The sequence below is a fragment of the Pseudomonas sp. CCC3.1 genome (genome assembly GCF_034347405.1).
GTDB lineage: Bacteria > Pseudomonadota > Gammaproteobacteria > Pseudomonadales > Pseudomonadaceae > Aquipseudomonas.
Genome location: NZ_CP133778.1, coordinates 692,082 through 711,093 on the forward strand (window position 1 = coordinate 692,082; position 19,012 = coordinate 711,093).

18 protein-coding genes are annotated in these 19,012 nt (G+C 54.6%); 5 read left to right on the forward strand and 13 right to left on the reverse strand.

Going from position 1 to position 19,012, the window contains the following annotated elements:
* Nucleotides 1-105 precede the first annotated feature (105 nt).
* Complete coding sequence (locus RHM56_RS03130; protein ID WP_017738284.1) at nt 106-1,323, forward strand: argininosuccinate synthase; 1,218 nt, start codon at nt 106-108, stop codon at nt 1,321-1,323.
* 74 nt (nt 1,324-1,397) lie between these two features.
* On the opposite strand, the gene RHM56_RS03135 is transcribed toward RHM56_RS03130, so the two are convergent.
* A complete protein-coding gene (locus RHM56_RS03135) occupies nt 1,398-2,183 on the reverse strand; it encodes a hypothetical protein (RefSeq protein ID WP_322238450.1) in 786 nt (261 codons plus the stop codon).
* A gap of 1,032 nt (nt 2,184-3,215) precedes the next feature.
* Between RHM56_RS03135 and RHM56_RS03140 the strand changes: the two genes are divergently transcribed.
* Complete coding sequence (locus RHM56_RS03140) at nt 3,216-3,842, forward strand: response regulator transcription factor (RefSeq protein WP_322238452.1); 627 nt, start codon at nt 3,216-3,218, stop codon at nt 3,840-3,842.
* Nucleotides 3,843-3,923: 81 nt separating this feature from the next.
* Here the strand turns inward: RHM56_RS03140 and RHM56_RS03145 are convergent, their stop codons facing one another.
* The 4 genes from RHM56_RS03145 to metG all read right to left on the reverse strand — a co-directional run bounded on the left by RHM56_RS03145 (nt 3,924) and on the right by metG (nt 8,138).
* A complete protein-coding gene (locus tag RHM56_RS03145; protein ID WP_322238454.1) occupies nt 3,924-4,115 on the reverse strand; it encodes a PA3496 family putative envelope integrity protein in 192 nt (63 codons plus the stop codon).
* Nucleotides 4,116-4,221: 106 nt separating this feature from the next.
* Nucleotides 4,222-4,860 (reverse strand): endonuclease III, encoded by a 639-nt coding sequence (nth, locus tag RHM56_RS03150; protein WP_322238456.1) that lies wholly within the window; start codon nt 4,858-4,860, stop codon nt 4,222-4,224.
* A 67-nt stretch (nt 4,861-4,927) separates the two neighbouring features.
* Entirely contained in the window at nt 4,928-6,022 is a 1,095-nt protein-coding gene (gene rsxB / locus RHM56_RS03155) for an electron transport complex subunit RsxB (RefSeq protein ID WP_322241688.1), read from the reverse strand.
* Between the two features lie 64 nt (nt 6,023-6,086).
* Nucleotides 6,087-8,138, reverse strand: coding sequence for a methionine--tRNA ligase (metG, locus tag RHM56_RS03160; RefSeq protein WP_322238458.1), 2,052 nt, complete (start codon nt 8,136-8,138; stop codon nt 6,087-6,089).
* Between the two features lie 182 nt (nt 8,139-8,320).
* On the opposite strand from metG, the gene apbC reads away from it, so the two are divergent.
* Complete coding sequence (gene apbC, locus RHM56_RS03165) at nt 8,321-9,415, forward strand: iron-sulfur cluster carrier protein ApbC (RefSeq protein ID WP_322238460.1); 1,095 nt, start codon at nt 8,321-8,323, stop codon at nt 9,413-9,415.
* Nucleotides 9,416-9,568: 153 nt separating this feature from the next.
* Here the strand turns inward: apbC and RHM56_RS03170 are convergent, their stop codons facing one another.
* Nucleotides 9,569-9,778 carry a cold-shock protein gene (locus RHM56_RS03170; RefSeq protein ID WP_002554837.1) on the reverse strand — a complete coding sequence of 70 codons (210 nt, stop codon included), beginning with the start codon at nt 9,776-9,778 and terminating at the stop codon, nt 9,569-9,571.
* A 354-nt stretch (nt 9,779-10,132) separates the two neighbouring features.
* Here RHM56_RS03170 and dcd point away from each other — a divergent pair, with 354 nt between their 5' ends.
* Nucleotides 10,133-10,699, forward strand: a complete 567-nt coding sequence (gene dcd / locus RHM56_RS03175) for a dCTP deaminase (protein WP_019411020.1) — start codon at nt 10,133-10,135, stop codon at nt 10,697-10,699.
* Between the two features lie 95 nt (nt 10,700-10,794).
* Nucleotides 10,795-11,004, forward strand: coding sequence for a hypothetical protein (locus RHM56_RS03180; RefSeq protein ID WP_322238462.1), 210 nt, complete (start codon nt 10,795-10,797; stop codon nt 11,002-11,004).
* 110 nt (nt 11,005-11,114) lie between these two features.
* Here RHM56_RS03180 and RHM56_RS03185 read toward each other — a convergent pair whose 3' ends face one another.
* The 7 genes from RHM56_RS03185 to RHM56_RS03215 all read right to left on the reverse strand — a co-directional run bounded on the left by RHM56_RS03185 (nt 11,115) and on the right by RHM56_RS03215 (nt 18,988).
* The gene (locus RHM56_RS03185) at nt 11,115-11,879 is read right to left on the reverse strand and encodes an ABC transporter ATP-binding protein (RefSeq protein ID WP_322238464.1); all 765 of its coding nucleotides are present in this window, start codon (nt 11,877-11,879) and stop codon (nt 11,115-11,117) included.
* A gap of 7 nt (nt 11,880-11,886) precedes the next feature.
* Nucleotides 11,887-13,008, reverse strand: a complete 1,122-nt coding sequence (locus RHM56_RS03190; protein WP_322238466.1) for a succinylglutamate desuccinylase/aspartoacylase family protein — start codon at nt 13,006-13,008, stop codon at nt 11,887-11,889.
* A 9-nt stretch (nt 13,009-13,017) separates the two neighbouring features.
* Nucleotides 13,018-13,728, reverse strand: a complete 711-nt coding sequence (locus RHM56_RS03195) for an ABC transporter permease (RefSeq protein WP_322238468.1) — start codon at nt 13,726-13,728, stop codon at nt 13,018-13,020.
* A complete protein-coding gene (locus RHM56_RS03200; protein WP_322238470.1) occupies nt 13,725-14,453 on the reverse strand; it encodes an ABC transporter permease in 729 nt (242 codons plus the stop codon). Before RHM56_RS03200 ends, RHM56_RS03195 begins: the two co-directional genes overlap by 4 nt.
* A gap of 57 nt (nt 14,454-14,510) precedes the next feature.
* A complete protein-coding gene (locus tag RHM56_RS03205) occupies nt 14,511-15,293 on the reverse strand; it encodes a transporter substrate-binding domain-containing protein (protein ID WP_322238472.1) in 783 nt (260 codons plus the stop codon).
* Nucleotides 15,294-15,689: 396 nt separating this feature from the next.
* Complete coding sequence (locus tag RHM56_RS03210; protein WP_322238474.1) at nt 15,690-18,152, reverse strand: penicillin acylase family protein; 2,463 nt, start codon at nt 18,150-18,152, stop codon at nt 15,690-15,692.
* 197 nt (nt 18,153-18,349) lie between these two features.
* The gene (locus RHM56_RS03215) at nt 18,350-18,988 is read right to left on the reverse strand and encodes a glutathione binding-like protein (protein ID WP_322238476.1); all 639 of its coding nucleotides are present in this window, start codon (nt 18,986-18,988) and stop codon (nt 18,350-18,352) included.
* Nucleotides 18,989-19,012: the final 24 nt, after the last annotated feature.

Sequence of the window (19,012 nt, forward strand, 5' to 3'; positions counted from 1 at the left end):
TGAAACTTACTGTCGCTTTGTCGTCTTAAGCTGTCGCCCCTCTGTAAATTCACCCACGCGAGCGGTAGACTGTTCGGCTTTTCGAACAACCCGTGGAGTGATGGCATGGCGGACGTAAACAAGGTCGTTCTGGCTTATTCGGGCGGCCTGGACACTTCGGTGATCCTCAAGTGGCTGCAGGATACTTATAACTGTGAAGTCGTAACCTTTACCGCTGACCTGGGTCAGGGCGAAGAGGTTGAGCCTGCACGCGCCAAGGCGCAAGCCATGGGCGTCAAGGAAATCTACATTGACGACCTGCGCGAAGAATTTGTTCGTGACTTCGTGTTCCCGATGTTCCGTGCCAACACCGTTTATGAAGGCGAGTACCTGCTGGGTACCTCCATTGCTCGTCCGCTGATTGCCAAGCGTCTGATCGAAATCGCCAACGAAACCGGCGCTGATGCCATTTCTCACGGCGCAACAGGCAAGGGCAATGATCAGGTTCGTTTTGAACTGGGTGCCTACGCCCTCAAGCCAGGCGTGAAAGTGATCGCACCGTGGCGTGAATGGGACCTGCTCTCCCGTGAAAAACTGATGGATTACGCTGAAAAGCATGCAATCCCGATCGAGCGTCACGGCAAGAAAAAATCCCCGTATTCGATGGATGCCAATCTGCTGCACATCTCCTATGAAGGCGGCGTGCTGGAAGACACCTGGACCGAGCACGAAGAAGACATGTGGAAATGGACCGTTTCTCCGGAAAACGCTCCTGACAAGCCGCAGTACCTGGAGCTGACCTACCGCAACGGCGACATCGTTGCGCTGGACGGTGTTGAAATGACCCCGGCCACTGTTCTGGCAACGCTGAACCGTATCGGTGGCGAACACGGTATCGGCCGTCTCGACATCGTTGAGAACCGTTATGTCGGCATGAAGTCCCGTGGTTGCTACGAAACCCCGGGCGGCACCATCATGCTGCGTGCTCATCGTGCAATCGAATCGATTACTCTGGACCGTGAAGTGGCACACCTCAAAGACGAGTTGATGCCTAAGTACGCCAGCCTGATCTACACCGGTTACTGGTGGAGCCCTGAGCGTTTGATGTTGCAACAAATGATTGATGCTTCTCAGGCCCACGTTAATGGTGTGGTACGTCTGAAATTGTACAAAGGCAATGTGATTGTTACCGGTCGCAAGTCTGACGAATCGCTGTTTGATGCAAACATTGCAACCTTCGAAGAAGATGGCGGTGCTTACAATCAGGCTGACGCTGCAGGCTTCATCAAGTTAAATGCCTTGCGCATGCGCATTGCTGCGAACAAAGGCCGCAAGTTGTTCTGATTCGTATCACGCATAAAAAAACCCGACCTTTGGTCGGGTTTTTTTATGCGTGAAGTTATTTGAATAAATGTCCATTAAACGCAGTGCGAGCTCAAGGTATTCAGTTGGCGAGTTTCGGTGTTGTAGGTAATGACTGTTGCCTCGCTTAGATGTGGCGTCAGGGCAGGGTCGAGATAACGCTGTTGTTGTCCAAACAGTGTGCTGGTATCTGACGGGCTATTTGTCAGTAGCAGCAGTACATCACTCTTGTGGAGTTTGTCTTTTTGCGGATGCGCTATTTCGTAATAGGCCTGCAAAATATCACTCAATGAGTGGTCGTGTTTCAGTTGCAAAGCCGGATGGCTTAAATCGATCAAGTGCAGGCTGCTTAGTTCACTTTCATTCAGCAACAGGTGAGGTTGTTCAAGGGGCGCAGTTGGTGGCACTGCGGTCGGCATTTTAAAATTCGAGTCGTAGTCTCGATGTCCTTGTGGCAGAAAGATGAAGTTCTGGGGGGGGGACGAAATAAATTTCATGCTTGATTTTGGTGTCTGTATCGAAGGTTGCTCAGTCGGAATGTCTGGTTTTTTTGTGGATGATGCCGATTTGGCATGAGTTGAGTGTGCACGTGTCGGGGATGCTTCGCGGCTTTTCTCTTTGGAATAGTCTGAAGGTCTGTAAAGTGTTTCATTATTAAAATTCAGGGTTAGGAAAAAAAGCGTTATTAAAACAGAAGGGAATACAATCAAGAACCAGACATAGATTTTCTGATTTTCCGTGTCGATATAAGGCAGGGAAACCGCTGCAGATGCTTCAGTTAGCATTGAGAAAATAGCGATGACGGTAAGGGGGTTATTAACGTGGATTTTATTTTTAATCATGGTGGGGCCTATGTGAAATGTCATGTTGTAAGTATGCCGCTCTAGTGGGTCGTAGAGAATGGAGGCGGCTATTTGTATTGGCGGTTATCTGTTCTTTCTGGTTTTTAGTGTAATTGTGCTTTTTGTAAGATTATCTTTTAGTAAATTTAGTCCGGTATTTTTGAAATCGCAAACCTAAAATGTGTTGTATTCATTATTTCTATAGATGTTTCAATTGACTTCAGTTGTGTTTGTTTTTTTTGTAGGAGAAGTCCTTGTGTGGGTTGGATCTAAATTAAGAGTTGTTAGTGTTTTTATGTAGTGCTGTGTAGGTTTTGTGCTGGTAAGTGTCGTTGTCGATGTTTTGGCTGTTGAGATTGTATCAAGAGATAACTTTTTATAAAAAATGGCGCAGGAAAGGCGGGTGGGCACGGGCGCTCCGTTATTGGTTCCTAGGGGGTTTCTGAATGCCTTGTAGCCTTTTTCTTTAACTACGAGATGGTAATATTTTTTTCTAAAAAAAGAGTAGATTCCAACGGGTCTTATAAGCGGGCTTGGTATCTGGGTGGTATGGTTTTTCTATATAAGTTTCATTGTGAGGGGGTGTGCAAGATTTTTTAATGTTTGGGTAGATGCTTTTGGTTTTTGTATGTGGTTATTTTTAATAGGTAGTGGAACGCATGAGGGTTGTACTGGTGAGCTGTTGTTTAGGGTTTATGTTAGAAGCTGATGATAGTGCTCGAGCTAGGAGGGCTTTTAAGATGTAAGTCGATGCGTTTTCTGTCGGGCGTATAAAGATATTTCCGGTAATCAATAGAATTGTTGTGCGAAGTATAAAAATTTCCCTGTGTGTGTTTTCTCATTGTTCGATTTCAGAGAGAGGTATGGCGAAAAGTTTATCTTTGTGAGTGATTTTTTTGTAGGGTTGATCTTTATTGTTTGTAGGAAATGTCTTTGGTTGTTGGTGCTTGGGGGGGACGCTATGCCCAGGGTGTTGTGACTAGGCTATTGTGCTGACTCTAAAATTCGAACAGCGATAAATTGGAATTACCCATGAATAAAGTGCTGATCGTGGATGATCATCCTGTAATTCGTCTTGCTGTGCGTATGCTCATGGAACGACATGGCTACGAAGTTATAGCTGAGACGGATAATGGAGTGGATGCTTTGCAACTGGCGCGTGAACATGCGCCGGATATTGTAATTTTGGATATTGGAATTCCCAAGCTTGATGGGCTTGAAGTCATTGCGCGGCTGTCAACACCGGCGGTTCCCATCAAGGTGCTGGTGCTGACTTCGCAAGCGCCTGGCCATTTTTCAATGCGCTGTATGCAAGCAGGTGCTGCCGGATATGTGTGTAAACAGCAGGATTTGACCGAGCTATTGAGCGCCATTAAGGCTGTACTTTCAGGCTACAGTTATTTTCCTAATCAAGCGTTGCACTCTGTGCGTGCAAGCTTGGGGAATGCCAGTGAGGCCGATATGGTCAATCGTCTTTCGGGGCGAGAAATGATGGTGTTGCAGCAACTGGCACGAGGTAAGAGCAATAAAGAAATAGCGGATGGCATGTTTCTGAGCAATAAAACAGTCAGTACCTATAAAACGCGGCTTCTGCTCAAGCTTAATGCGCGCTCGCTGGTTGATCTCATCGAGTTGGCACAGCGTAACGGTTTGGTGTGAGCTGCAAGGCCGAGGAGAAGTTTTCTCTTGGGGCCCAAAAAAACAAAAAAGCCTCCGGTTGAGGAGGCTTTTAGGGCTGCGCTAAATTTTATAGTCCTTTAGGCCGCCATCCAGTTCCCTTTGGAGCCTTCTTTTTTCCAGGTAATCATCTACTTCACGCCTTTTTGCCAAATTGGTTTTAGCGACCTCGACTTTCGTGTCCTCCTGCTCGGTCACTTGAACACCCTCTTCATCGTCGGTATCAACTACCAATTGTTCTTTGCCAGTGCTCATTCTGTTCACTCCAGGCTAAGACATTCCATGGCGCCCCTTATAGCGATAAACGCTGTACGGGTAAAAAAGTTTTTCTCAATCGATCCTCCCCTAAAACCTCTATTGCTCAATCGTCGGAGGTTTTTTGCTTGAAATCACACAGGTCTTCGATGCGGCAGCTACCGCAGCGGGGCTTGCGCGCCTGACACACGTAGCGGCCATGCAAGATGAGCCAGTGATGGGCATCCAGCAGGTAAGGCTTAGGTACGAACTTCATTAATTGCTTTTCGACCTCCACTACATTTTTGCCTGGCGCGATCCCTGTTCGGTTGCTGACCCTGAAAATATGGGTGTCTACGGCCATGGTCAGCTGTCTAAAGGCAGTATTGAGTACCACGTTTGCTGTTTTGCGCCCCACGCCCGGTAGCGCCTCGAGAGCTTCGCGTGTTTGCGGAACTTCGCTGCCGTGCCGTTCGATCAATAGGCGGCATGTCTCAATCACATTCTTGGCCTTGCTGTTATACAGACCGATGGTTTTGATGTAGTCCGAGAGTCCGTCGACTCCCAAAGCGTAGATGGCTTCTGGCGTATTGGCGACCGGAAACAGCTTGGCCATGGCCTTGTTCACGCTCACGTCAGTGGCTTGAGCAGACAAAATCACCGCTATCAGTAATTCGAAAGGTGATGAATAGGCCAGTTCAGTCTTTGGCTCTGGGTTTTCTTCGTGAAACCGACGAAATATCTCAAGGCGCTTTGCGGTGTTCATGGGTAAAAACATTTCCTAAAGAGCGATCCGTTACACGAAGAAAAGCGTATCTCGTGGCAGACAGCTATCAGCTTTTGAGGAGGGCTAGGGCGTTGAGCGTCAATTCTGCCTGGGTTACAGCGTCATTCAAGAGCGCGAGTTCGGTGCTGGTGTGTGTTTGTGTCTGCGCCTTTTTAAGTTCTGCGCGGCGCATGGCCAACTGGATTTTTGCGCGCTTGAGTTCTGCATTGTTGGTGCTTGGCTCAGGCACTGGAATCTCTGGAACAGCCTCCAGTTGTACCAAGGCTTGTTCAGCTGACTCAAATTGCCTTTGAAGGGCTACCAATTGCGCTTGTTGCTGTGCCGTTGGCGGATGGCCAAAGGCTTTGAGGGATTTGTGCAGTTGTGCGCGAGCCATTGCGAGAGTGACTTTGGCTTTTTTTAGCGCCGCATCGCCTAGGCTCGACGGTTGCGCCAGCGGACTTGCAAGCGGTAAGACGTTGTCAGGCACTCGCTGAGCCCGCGCCAAGCGCTCTGCCTGTCGCAGATGCTCTTCACGACTAAGGCGCTCGTCACGTCGCTCGTAGCGGCTTCGCGCATGGTCACGCTTGTGAGCGCGTGCATTGAACTGTTCTGCTGCCTGCGCAAGCCCGCCGACAATCGGCACCACATTGACGGGGAGCGGGTGCATTTCTATGCAGTCCACAGGGCAGGGGGCGACGCACAGGTCGCAACCGGTGCATTCATCGATAATCACCGTGTGCATGAGCTTGGCAGCGCCGAGAATTGCGTCAACAGGGCAGGCTTGAATGCATTTGGTGCAGCCAATGCACTCGGCTTCGCGAATGTAAGCCACTTGTGCCGGTGCGCGGCCGCGCTCGGTGTCCAGCGCCACAACCGGAATGTTCAGCAGATTGGCCAGTGCGGCGATTGTTTCGGCGCCTCCGGGAGGGCATTTGTTAATGGCCTCTCCCTGGCTTATGCCTTGTGCATAGGGTTTACAGCCGGGATGACCGCATTTTCCGCATTGGGTCTGCGGCAATAAAGCGTCAATACGTTGAATCAGGCTCATGGTGTGATCAGTCCAGCGACAGCGGGCCGCACCCGGGCGACAGTCATCCTGCGCAGCGAGTAATGAGTGCGAGGCGGTTAAACGAACGGCGCTGATTATCCGACAAGGCAGGAGGGGAGGCTACAACGAACATCCGCCAACGGCCTGTAGGCCGTCAGCGGATGAAGAGGACGTGTTACTTGATGCGTTGACCCGGCTTGGCGCCGCTGTCCGGGCTCAGCAGGTAAATTTCTTCACCGCCGGGGCCCGCCGCCATCACCATGCCTTCGGAGATCCCGAAGCGCATTTTGCGTGGTTTCAGGTTGGCAATCATCATGGTCAAACGACCTTCAAGCTCGGCCGGGTTCGGATAGGCGCTTTTGATGCCCGAGAACACGTTGCGTTGTTCATCACCGATATCCAGTGTCAAACGCAGCAGCTTGTCAGCGCCTTCAACAGCTTCGGCTTTAAGGATCAGGGCAACACGCAGGTCGACGGCAGCAAAGGCATCGAACTCGATTTCGGCAGCCAAAGGTTCTTTGGTCAGTTCGCCGTTACCTTTTGGCGCAGCAGTACCAGTATCGGTTTGGCTGGCGACCAGGTCTTCTTTGGAGGCGTCGGTCATGGCTTGTACTTTTACCGGGTCGATACGCGTCATCAGCGGTTTGAAAGCATTCAACTGATGGTTGGCGAGCAGGGTGCTGTGGTCGTTCCAGGACAAAGGTTCAACATTCAGGAACGCTTCGGCATCGGCTGCGAGCAACGGCAATACCGGCTTGAGGAAAATGATCAGTTGGCGGAACAGGTTGATGCCCAGGGCGCAAACAGCCTGGACTTCGTCTTGCTTGCCTTCCTGCTTGGCCATGGCCCAAGGCGCTTTTTCGGCGATCCAGGCGTTGGCGCGGTCGGCCAGTGCCATGATTTCACGCATGGCGCGCGCGAAGTCACGGGCTTCATAAGCCTCGGCAATGCTGGGGGCTGCGGCGAGGAAAGCCTCGGTCAGCTCAGGCGCTGCGTTGCCTTCGACCAGCACGCCAGCGTTGCCTTTGTGGATGAAGCCTGCACAGCGGCTGGCAATGTTGACCACTTTGCCGACCAGGTCCGAGTTGACCTTTTGCACGAAGTCTTCGAGGTTCAAGTCGAGGTCATCGACGCCACGGCCCAGTTTGGAGGCGTAGTAGTAACGCAGGTATTCCGGCGACAGGTGATCAAGGTAGGTGCGCGCCTTGATGAACGTGCCACGGGACTTGGACATTTTCTGACCATTGACGGTCAGGTAGCCGTGTACGTTGATCGCGGTAGGCTTGCGATAGCCAGAACCTTCGAGCATTGCGGGCCAGAACAGGGCATGGAAGTTGACGATGTCCTTGCCGATGAAGTGATACAGCTCGGCGGTAGAGTCTTTGTTCCAGTACGCGTCGAAGTCCAGTTCCGGACGACGTGCGCAGAGGTTCTTGAAGCTGGCCATGTAGCCGATAGGCGCATCGAGCCACACGTAGAAATACTTGCCTGGCTCGCCCGGAATTTCGAAACCGAAATACGGCGCATCGCGGGAGATGTCCCACTGTTGCAGGCCAGCATCCAGCCATTCGGCGATTTTGTTTGCTACGGCATCTTGCAGCGCGCCGCTCCGTGTCCAGCTTTTGAGCATGGCTTCGAAGTCTGGGAGCTTGAAGAAGAAGTGTTGCGAATCCTTGAGTACCGGCGTGGCGCCGGAAATCGCCGACTTCGGATCTTTCAGGTCCGTTGGGGCGTAGGTTGCGCCGCACTTTTCGCAGTTATCGCCGTACTGATCTTCAGTGCCGCATTTAGGGCAGGTGCCCTTGATGAAGCGGTCGGCCAGGAACATTTTCTTTTCCGGGTCGTAGTACTGAGTGATCGAGCGGGTGGCGATATGGCCGGCGTCGCGCAACTTGATGTAAATCGCATTCGACAGCTCACGGTTTTCTTCGGCGTGGGTCGAGTGGAAATTATCGAAGTCGACAAGGAAATCGGAAAAGTCGGCGCTGTGTTCAGCCTGTACGTTGGCGATCAGTTGCTCAGGTGTGATGCCTTCTTTCTCGGCACGCAACATGATGGCCGAGCCGTGGGCGTCGTCTGCGCAGACGTAAGTGCATTGATTGCCGCGTTGCTTCTGGAAGCGCACCCACATATCGGTCTGGATGTACTCAAGCATATGGCCAAGGTGGATGGAACCATTGGCATAGGGCAGGGCGCTGGTGACGAGGATCTTGCGTGGCTCGGACATGGGGCTCGGCTACTTGATGGGACGGTGGTCGGCCACTATAAAGCGCCGGGCAATATATTTCACCCCGTGGCCGCCTATCTGATGCTTTCTGGTGTTTTTGATTGCTTCAAAAGCCTGCGCCGAGTGATTTATTACAGGTACGATAGCGGCCTGTTTCACTCAGCCTTTTTCGGGAGTTGCCCATGAGCGCAGTTAATCGCGCAGCGGTGGAGGCCGTCCTTCGCCAATACACCGACCCTTATTTGAATCAGGATCCGGTCAGTGCCGGGTGCGTACGTCACATTGAAGTCCTGGGCGAGCATGTCAGCGTTCAGCTTGAACTGGGTTATGCCGCCGGTCTGTTCAAGAACGGCTGGGCGCAAATGTTGCAAATGGCTATCAGCAATCTGGATGGCGTGTCCTCGGCCAAGGTTGAGATCAATTGTGTGATTGCTGCGCACAAGGCGCAGGCGCAAATCCCGGGCCTGGCCAATGTGAAAAACATTGTGGCGGTTGCCTCAGGTAAAGGCGGGGTCGGAAAATCCACCACGGCAGCCAATCTGGCGCTGGCGTTGGCGCGTGAAGGTGCGCGGGTGGGTATTTTGGACGCGGACATCTATGGGCCGAGCCAGGGCGTGATGTTTGGTATCGCTGAAGGTACCCGGCCGAAGATTCGTGATCAGAAGTGGTTTGTGCCGATTGAGGCGCATGGCGTTGAAGTGATGTCGATGGCATTCCTGACGGATGACAACACACCGATGGTCTGGCGTGGACCCATGGTGTCGGGTGCGCTTTTGCAACTGGTGACCCAAACAGCCTGGAATGATCTGGATTATCTGGTCATTGATATGCCGCCGGGCACGGGTGATATTCAGCTCACCCTGGCGCAGAAGGTGCCGGTGGCTGGCTCGGTTATCGTGACGACCCCGCAGGACCTGGCTTTGCTGGATGCGCGTAAAGGTGTCGAAATGTTCCGTAAGGTCAACATTCCGGTGTTGGGCGTAGTCGAGAACATGGCCGTACACATTTGCTCAAATTGCGGTCATGCCGAGCATCTGTTTGGCGAGGGCGGTGGTGTGAAGTTGGCGGCTGAGTACGGGGTGGAAGTCCTGGCATCCTTGCCGCTGTCGATGGAAATCCGCGAGCAAGCCGATAACGGTAAGCCTACGGCTATTGCCGACCCTGAAAGCCCGGTTGCCTTGATGTATCAAGAGTTGGCTCGGCATGTGGGCGCGCGGATTGTTCTGAGCGAAGCTGCCACCCAGGCCATGCCGACCATTACCACCAGCGACGACTGATACACCGTAAACCCCCTGTAGGAGCGAGCTTGCCTCGCGATCTTTTAAAAGATCAAAAGATCGCGAGGCAAGCTCGCTCCTACAGGTCTTTAAACGACAGGCATAAAAAAACCCCGCTTTTGAGGGCGGGGTTTTTTACTGGATCAGTACAAGTTAGATAACTTGAACTTCCTCAGCTTGCATGCCTTTCTGACCGCGAGTAGCGATGAAAGAAACCTGTTGGCCTTCTTTCAGGCTTTTGAAGCCGTCGGATTGGATTGCTTTGAAGTGAACAAACAGGTCGTCACCGGATTGTGGAGTGATGAAGCCGAAGCCTTTTTCATCGTTGAACCACTTAACGGTACCAGTTTGGCGATTAGACATGGTGTAACTCCTTGAACAAAGATAACTGCGACGCAGGAAGAGCCCTGGCCGAGACTGAGTGCAAAGAGCAGGAAAAATTCTTGGAGATGGTTGGATCGAAATTCAACATATCGTGTAGAGATTCTCAGTGACACAAGCAGCACAGTGGCGCCACCTTAACCCTTTTTCCGGGACGTGCAAAGGGTCTTTGCGAAGGTTTCTCTAAAAACGTGACTGATGGTTGTCCTCACACCCTGTATTCACGGTGACTACAGCTATTTTCAAGATTTTTTCCCCAGCCTTTGAACCGAACCCCCGGCCCCGGTAAGATGCCGAACAGAATTTTTCCACCTCGCTATTCAGGACACCCCCGCCATGAGCATCAAATCAGACAAGTGGATTCGCCGCATGGCGCAAGAGCACGGCATGATCGAACCTTTCGTCGAGCGTCAGGTACGCGGCGAAGGCGCTGATCGTCTGATTTCCTACGGCGTGTCGAGTTACGGCTATGACGTTCGCTGTGCCAATGAATTCAAGGTGTTCACCAATATCAACTCGGCCACCGTTGATCCGAAGAATTTCGATGAGGGCAGCTTTGTCGATGTCACCAGCGACGTCTGCATCATTCCGCCAAACTCTTTCGCGCTGGCGCGTACCGTTGAATACTTCCGTATTCCACGCAATGTGCTGACCATCTGCTTGGGTAAAAGCACCTACGCACGCTGCGGCATCATCGTTAACGTGACGCCGCTTGAGCCTGAGTGGGAAGGTCACGTGACGCTGGAGTTCTCCAACACCACCACGCTGCCAGCCAAGATTTACGCCAACGAGGGCGTGGCGCAGATGCTGTTCTTCGAGTCAGATGAAGAGTGTGAAGTGTCTTACAAGGACCGTGGTGGCAAATACCAGGGTCAGCGCGGCGTGACCTTGCCACGTACCTGACGAACAGCGGGAATTCTTGAGCGAAAAAGCACTCTACTGAGTGTATTTCCGGTTACGCACCCAGCGAGCCGGATCATCGCTCAGGAGTGCCCTTTATGAAGATCGATCCGAGTATCCGCGCCCAACTGGCAAACCTTGAGCCTAATCAGGTTGGATTGCTGGCCTGGTCGCTACTCGCGTTTCCCACGTTGCACGCAGGCGGCATCCCCGGCCAGCCTGACCCGGACACCCCGCAACCCACTGAACCCACCGAACCTGGCGTGCCGACACTGCCGGACGAAGCGCCGCCTGCCCCTGTGGCTTGATAGGCGCCGATTTTGTAGGAACGAGCTGGTTCGCGATCGTTTAAACGCTCAAATGATCGTGAGACAAGCTCGCTCCTACGGGGTTGAGGTTACGTTTGCGGAATAGATGTCTACTTCAAGTTGCCGCTCAAAAACTGGCGCAAGCGCTCGCTTTTAGGGTTGTCCAGCACATCGCTCGGCGCGCCTTGCTCTTCTATAAGGCCTTGGTGCAGAAACACCACCTGACTCGCGACCTTGCGTGCGAAGTTCATCTCATGGGTGACCATGATCATCGTGCGACCTTCTTCAGCCAAACCCTGGATCACCTTCAACACTTCGCCCACAAGCTCCGGGTCCAGTGCCGAGGTCGGCTCATCGAAGAGCATCACTTCGGGCTCCATCGCCAGCGCCCTGGCAATAGCGACGCGCTGCTGTTGGCCGCCCGACAAAAACGCCGGGTACTGATCGGCTACCCGCGCAGGTAAGCCGACTTTGTCCAGATAGCGCCTGGCACGCTCCTCAGCGTCTTGTTTGCTGATCCCCAACACCCGGCGGGGAGCCAAGGTGATGTTCTCCAGCACCGTCATGTGGCTCCACAGATTGAAGTGTTGAAACACCATCGCCAGCCGCGTGCGCAGGCGCTGTAACTCAGCATCGTCAGCCACCCGCATGCCGTTTTTATCGCTGACCATGCGAATCAATTGGCCATCAAGGCTCATTGCGCCATCATTCGGTGTTTCCAGAAAATTGATGCAGCGCAAAAAGGTGCTTTTGCCCGAGCCGCTGGCGCCAATCAGGCAAATCACGTCCCCGGTCTTCGCCTTGAGTGACACACCCTTGAGCACTTCATTGTCGCCATAGCTTTTGTGCAGACCGTCGACACTGAGTTTGTACATGCAGACCTCAAGCAGAAAGAAGGTAGCCGCTGCGGTAGGCTTCGCGGCCTGCCACATGCGCAATCACCATGCCGGCCGTCGCCATTCGTCGCAGCGATCGGGCATAGACCAGGCCTGCATGGGAGCAGTAAACCGGGGTGAGGCGGTCGTTGATGGGGTCAATGACGTCGGCCACCAATTGCCCCGCCTCAAGGTAATCGCCGGGCTTGGCGTGAAACACCAGCACCCCGCCAACTGGCGATTTGACTGGCTCGACGCCCGCCAACGGCGTGGCCGGGTAAGGCAGCTCAGGCAAAGGTTTGGCTTCGCCTTCAATCGCACCAAAACTGATCAGGTAATCGATCAGCGCCTGGCAGTCCTGCTCGGCGAGCGCATGGCTGACATCGCCTTGGCCGCGTAACTCCACGGTGACCGAGAAGCTGCCCTGCGGGATAGCAAAGCAATGTTCAAAGCGTTGTTGCAATGTCCACCACAGCAGGGTGAAGCACTCATCGAACGACTGGCCGCCGGAGTCGGTTGCCAGCAGGCTGGCCTGAGCGCCGAGGTAGCGCGCCAGCGGTTCAACCTGTGACCAGGCCTGGGGCGTGGTGTACAGGTGGGCCACTGCTTCAAAGTCGCAGTGCAAGTCCAGCACCACATCGGCATCGCACGCCAGTGTTTGCAGGGTCAAGCGCTGGGATTGCAACTGTGTTGTCGGCACTTGCGCGGCCAGCGCCTTGCGCAGGTGCTGGCGGATGATGTGCAGGTTATGCGCCGGGTCGTTGTTGAGCAGCCCTTCAACCTCATCGCCGATCTGTGTGCTCAGGTCCAGAAAGTGGCGGTTGAAATTTTGCCCGCTTTCCAGCTCGTAACGGCCCAGCGGGATGTCCATCACCACTTGCTCCAGGCCAATCGGGTTGGCCACGGGCACCAGCACGATTTCGCTGTGCAGGCGGCCTGCGCTTTCCAGCTCGGCCAAGCGCTTTTTCAGGTGCCAGGCCACCAGCATGCCGGGCAGTTCATCGGCGTGCAGCGAAGCTTGAATGTAAACCTTGCCCTGTGGCTTGGCAGGGCCGTAATGAAAGCTGTGAATATGCCGTTCGGTGCCGGGAACAGGTGCCAGCAAGGGATGGGTTTGATGTCGCTGCATGTGAAGGTCCTAGTGGGCAGGGCCGAGAAAGGCCAACCAGCGGCGCTCCGCCAGTCGAAATAAACCGACCAAAATAAAGGTGACGCACAAATAGATGATGGCCGCGATGCCAAACGACTGGAAGGTCAAGAACGTCGCTGAGTTTGCATCCCGGGCGACTTTCAGCACATCAGGAATGGTGGCGGTAAAGGCTACGGTGGTCGAATGCAGCATCAGAATCACCTCATTGCTGTAAAACGGCAATGAGCGACGTAAGGCCGAAGGCATGATCACGTAGGCATAGAGCTTCCAGCCACTCAGACCATACGCTTTGGCGGCTTCAATTTCGCCGTGGGCCATGCTGCGAATGGCGCCGGCAAAAATTTCCGTGGTGTAGGCACAGGTGTTGAGGGCGAAGGCCAGAACCGTGCAATTCATCGCATCCCGAAAAAACGCATTCAGTTCGGGTTGGGCGCGGACGGCGGCGATGCTGTAGATCCCGGTGTAGCAAATCAGCAGCTGTATATAGAGCGGTGTGCCACGAAACAGGTAGGTGTAGAACTGCACCGGCCAGCGGACCCAGCGTCGGGATGAAACCCTGGCGATAGACAGCGGAATGGACACTAAAAAGCCGATAACCAGCGAAGCGCTCAACAGCCACAGCGTCATGGCCAGGCCGGTTATATGCTGGCCATCGCTGTACAGAAACGGTCGCCAATATTCCTGCAACAGTTCAATCATCGTACGGCCTCCCGTGAACCTGCGGCATAACGGCGTTCCAGCCGCCGCAAGACGAAGTTCGATGCGCTGGTGATCGCCAAATAGATAAGCGCCGCAATCACTAGAAAGTAAAACAGCTGATACGTGCTTTTGCCCGCATCTTGAGCGGCCTTGACCAAGTCGGCCAGGCCAATGATCGACACCAGCGCCGTAGCTTTGAGCATGACCATCCAGTTATTGCCGATGCCCGGAAGGGCGAAGCGCATCATTTGCGGGAACACCACAAAGCGGAATCGTTGCCAGCGTTTCAGTCCATAAGCGGTCGCCGCTTCGACCTGACCACGAGGGACCGAGAGGATCGCGCCGCGGAACGTCTCGGTGAAGTAGGCGCCGTAGATAAACCCCAGTGTGATCACCCCGGCGCTGAACGGGTTTATCTCGATGTAATCCCACTCCATGGCATCGGTGAAGCTGGTCAACCAGGTTTGCAGGCTATAAAAAATCAGCAGCATCAGCACCAGATCAGGTACGCCCCGAATCAGTGTGGTGTAGAGCTGGGCCGGGAGGCGCAGCAGCTTCAGGCTGGAGAGTTTGGCGCTGGCGCCCAGCAGCCCGAGCAACACGCTCACGGCCAGCGACAGCACGGATAATTTGAGGGTCATCCAGGTGCCTTGCAGCAGCAAGGGGCCGAACCCCTGCAAGCTGAAGGAAGAAAGCCCAAGGTTCTGTACGAGATTTTCAAGCATGACAATCGAGCCCATGGCATTCAAAAAGGCACCCACGCAGGCGTGGGTGCCGGGGCGTTATTTGCCGCTGTACAGATTTAAGTCGCCGAAGTTCTTTTTCTGGATTTTGGCGTAGGTGCCATCATCGTGTAACGCTTTGATACCTTTGTTGAGTAGGGCTTGCAGCTCGCTGTTACCCTTTTTGATACCGACGGCGGTTTTGGACGGAAGCAGAGGGTCGTCAATGGCGTTGCTGACTTCGTAATCAGCGCCCTGTGGCGATTTCAAAAAGCCCAGTTCGGCTTGCAGCATGTCCTGGACCGAAGCGTCGAGACGGCCTGAAGTCAGGTCGGCATACACTTGGTCCTGGTTGGCGTAAGCCTTAGTGGTCACACCGGCTTTATCCAGCACCGCCTTGGCGTAGGCTTCCTGGATGGTGCCTTGTTCATAGCCAACGGTTTTGCCTTTGAGCGAGGCGGTGTCGGCGCTCAAGCCCGAGCCTTTTTTGTACACCAGCGACGTTGGGCCGGAGAACAGCTCATTAGAGAAGTCGATGACTTTTTCGCGGGCTGGCGTGACGGTCATGGACGAGATGACGCCGTCGAATTTGTTGGCTTTAAGGCCGGGAATCATGCCGTCAAAGTCGGATTCGACCCATTTGCACTTCACTTTCAGTTCGGCGCAGATGGCATTGCCCAAGTCGATATCAAAACCCACCAGGCTGCCGTCAGCCGCTTTGGACTCAAACGGGGCGTAGGACGGGTCTACGCCAAAACGCAGTTCTTTGTACTCTTTGGCTAAAACAGAACCCGCAGCCATGCATAAAGTCAGTGCAGAAAGGGCCAGAAATGCTTTTTTCATTATTCAATCCCTAAAACCAATGAGCGCTTGTGGCGCGTGAGTACGGTGACTGGAGTGCTACGACGACAGAGACGAAGCAATAACCGAACCACAAAGGGTTGAGGAGGAATTTAGAGCAGAGAAACGCGTAAAAAGCGGAGGATGTGCGCTACAAAAGAGCGTTGAAAAAGGTGCGATCCAAAACAGTGCGAACTTGAAACCGTAGCAGTTGCCGAGCTCCGCGAGGCTACGTCCGATTACGCAGTGATCGTAAAGCCTGAGAGCTCGATTCCGAAGGACCTCGGTTACCTGTTCACGACTGCTTTGCAGCCGGACGTAGCCTCGCGGAGCTCGGCAACTGCTATCAAGTTTGGAAGGCTGCGATCTTTTTAATATTGAAAGATCGCAGCCCGTTGCTTACTTGCCCGGCACCAGCGTGAGGCGTGTCTTGCCGTACACGCTATCGAAGTTCTGCGGCTGCATCGGGAAGCTGATGTATTGGCCCTTGAGCCATGGGTCGATACCGTCAGCGTAATGCGGGCTCGCCGGGTTGCTGGATTGCCCGCTGCTGTTTTGGCCCATCATCGGTTCGTTTTGCCCAAAGTCGATGATCATGCGCATGGCTGGAATCAACGTCGTTTCAAAGCTGTTGCTGCCAGTGTTGTAGGCCGCGATGTTGAGCGTGGTGTGATCGCCGCCTGCCGCTATCGGTCCGCGAACGGTTTGGCCATTGGCATTGCGCCACAGGTAGTAATGCAGCTTGCCCCATTGCCACGCCCGGTGATCGAGGCCCAATTGGCTGTCGCCCGCGCTCACGGCGGCGGCCAGGCTACGGGCCAGGATGGTCGGTTTATCTTCTTTTTGCGGGGTGCGAATGTCGTCCCAGAACGGGCTGTCTTCACGGCCCAGCAAGTGATCGCTGACGGCCGAATACGACAGGTTGCTGTTGGCGATAAAGGCTTTCCAGCTGGCGCCTGACTCAGGGCCCAGTTCGTCAAGGAAGATCTGCTTGGTGCTTTCCTGCAAAAACAGCTCATACAGCGCTGCGTCGGCCGAGGTCGGGCTGAGTTTGCCGTCAAAGGCCATCAGGCGGGTCAAGGCTTCGCGGGCTTTGACCTGATCCGCCGCAGGCAATGCGGCGATTGCCAGTTTCAGCGGTTGCGCCATGCCAGGTGCAGCCAGCATGGTTTTCAGCTTGGCCGCAAACAGTGTGGTCTGGTCGTACTGCATCGCGATCATGCTGCGTGCGTCTTGCTTGCCGCTGCCCGCCAGTTGGGCGAGACGCTCGCTGCGCTCTGGCGACAACCATGAATTGGACAACTGCATGCCGTAGCCATACGCCGCGGTACGCTGGTTGGCCGTGCCCAGCCAGCCTTGCGCCGGGTCTTGGTCGTACGGGTGCAGCATGGCGTCGGCGTAACCGTCCCAGTCGTAGCGGCTGTCCCATCCCGGTGACGGGAACAGGCCCAGGCCTTCACGGCGGTTGGGGTACAGCCCGGTGACTTGCCAGCCGATATGGCTGGCGTCGGCGTACAGAAGGTTCAGAGCAATCGCACGAATTTCGCGGCTGGCGTCAGACGCGCTTTCGCTGTTCTGCGCACGGGACAAGTTGAAAAACGCATCAAGGGTTTTGTCGCCCTTGAAGTCCGGGGTTTGCAGGGCCAGCCCCAGGCTGCTGTCCAGCGCATTGGGTGTGCCGACAGCACTGTTCAGCAGCGGGCCGTGGCGTGTTTCGTAAATGGCTTCGCGAATCGGGCGCTGACCTTTGACGAAGAAGGTTTCGTTGCGCACGGTGGCGGGCAGCCATTTGCCATCGGCCAGGTAGTACAGCGTGTTGCCCTGACGCTTGAGCTTCTCCAGAAACACATCCTGGTTATCACCCATGGCCATGCTCATGCCCCACGCGACCTTGCCGTTGAACCCGGCAAACAGGGTCGGCAAGCCAGCGATAGACGCGCCAGCGGCCTGGTATTTCGGCGCGCGGATTTGCACGTAATTCCAGGCTGATGGAATGCCGATCGGCTGGTGAATGTCGTTGGCCAGCAGGCTTTTGCCGCTGCGACTGCGTTGTGGGCCTATTGCCCAGTCGCTTGACGCCGTGACGCCAGGCAGGTTGAGTTGGCTTATGCGCTCCAGTGCTTGAGTCACGCCACTCAAGCCAGGCAACTGGCTGGCCAGGTTCAGGCCGTTGAGTTTGTCGGCTTCACTCGTGGGCAATTGCTCATTGGGATACGTCGGCGTCAGCCACGGGAGTTTGCTGGCGCCGACTTTTTGCGCGAGCACCAGCGAGTTGAGTTCTTCTTGAAGATTGACCGAGGTCGAGAAGTTCAACAGGCTGAACATCAGCGCTGAATCCTCAGGTTTCCAGTACTCAGCCCGGTAACCCGCCTGTGCGAGGTCGGCCGGGAGTTTGTCGCGATAGCGGAACAGATAAGCGTTGACGCCTCGGGCATACACTTCAAAGAACTTTTTAAGGCGTGGCGATGAGCTTTTATACAGCTCGTCTGCGTTCTTTTTAAGGTTGATGCTGCGCATCAGGCGGTCGCTGTCCAGCGCGTCACTGCCGTCCAGTTCGGCCAAACGGCCTTGGGCGAGCAAGCGCAGGCGCACCATTTGACTGATGCGGTCACTGGCGTGCACATAGCCCAGTGTGAACAGCGCATCGTGAAAGCTGCTGCTTTCGATCAGCGGGATGCCCTGGCTGTTGCGGCGAACCGAGACGTTCTGCGCCAACCCCTTCAAGGGCTGCACACCCGAGGTCGGGACCAGGCTTTCGCTGGAGAGAGTGTTTAGCTGACAACCGGACAGGCCCAACAGGCTGACCATTGCCGCGGCAACGCCGAACCGGGGTAAACAATGAGTAAGGGCTGGCGAGGCCATGGCAAAGCTCCTGCGGGGGTAATGTCATCGAAAGGCGCTACGTTAGTGAGGCCGATGACACTGCGCAAGCGCTATCAACAACAAGCTTTGTTGTCGCTGCCGAAGGCTGCGAAGGGTTGCGGAGCAACCCGTTTTCTCAACGCCCCCGCAACCTTCATCGCAGCCTGCGGCAGCGACTACATATTTGGCTGAGGCGCTTACTGCGGCGGATTGACCTTATCAACCAGCGCGTACGCACGCGTCGTCGCCGGGCGCGCCTTGATTCGCTCGAACCAGCCCTTCAGCGCCGCAAAGTCATCCAGATTCTGGCCCTGGAGTTCGTGTGACACGATCCATGGGTAAATCGCTATGTCAGCAATGCTGTATTCATCGCCCGCGACAAACTGACGGCCTTCCAGTTGCTTATTCAACACACCATAGAGGCGCGCTGTTTCGTCGGTGTAGCGCTTGATCGCGTAAGGGATTTTCTCGGGCAAACGCTTGAAATGATGGTTTTGCCCGGCCATTGGCCCCAGGCCGCCCATTTGCCAGAACAGCCATTGCAGGGCGACTTGGCGCCCGCGCAGGTCTTTAGGCAGAAACTGACCGATTTTTTCTGCGAGGTACAACAAGATCGCGCCGGACTCAAACAGCGACAGAGGTTCACCACCATCGGCTGGCGCGTGGTCGACAATCGCCGGAATCCGGTTGTTCGGGGCGATCTTCAGGAAGGAGGGTTCGAATTGTTCGTTTTTGCCGATATTCACCGGATGCACGGTGTAAGGCAGGCCCGCCTCTTCAAGGAACAACGAGATTTTGTGGCCGTTGGGAGTGGTCCAGTAATAAAGATCAATCATGAAGGGCTCCAGAGGGGAAGAATC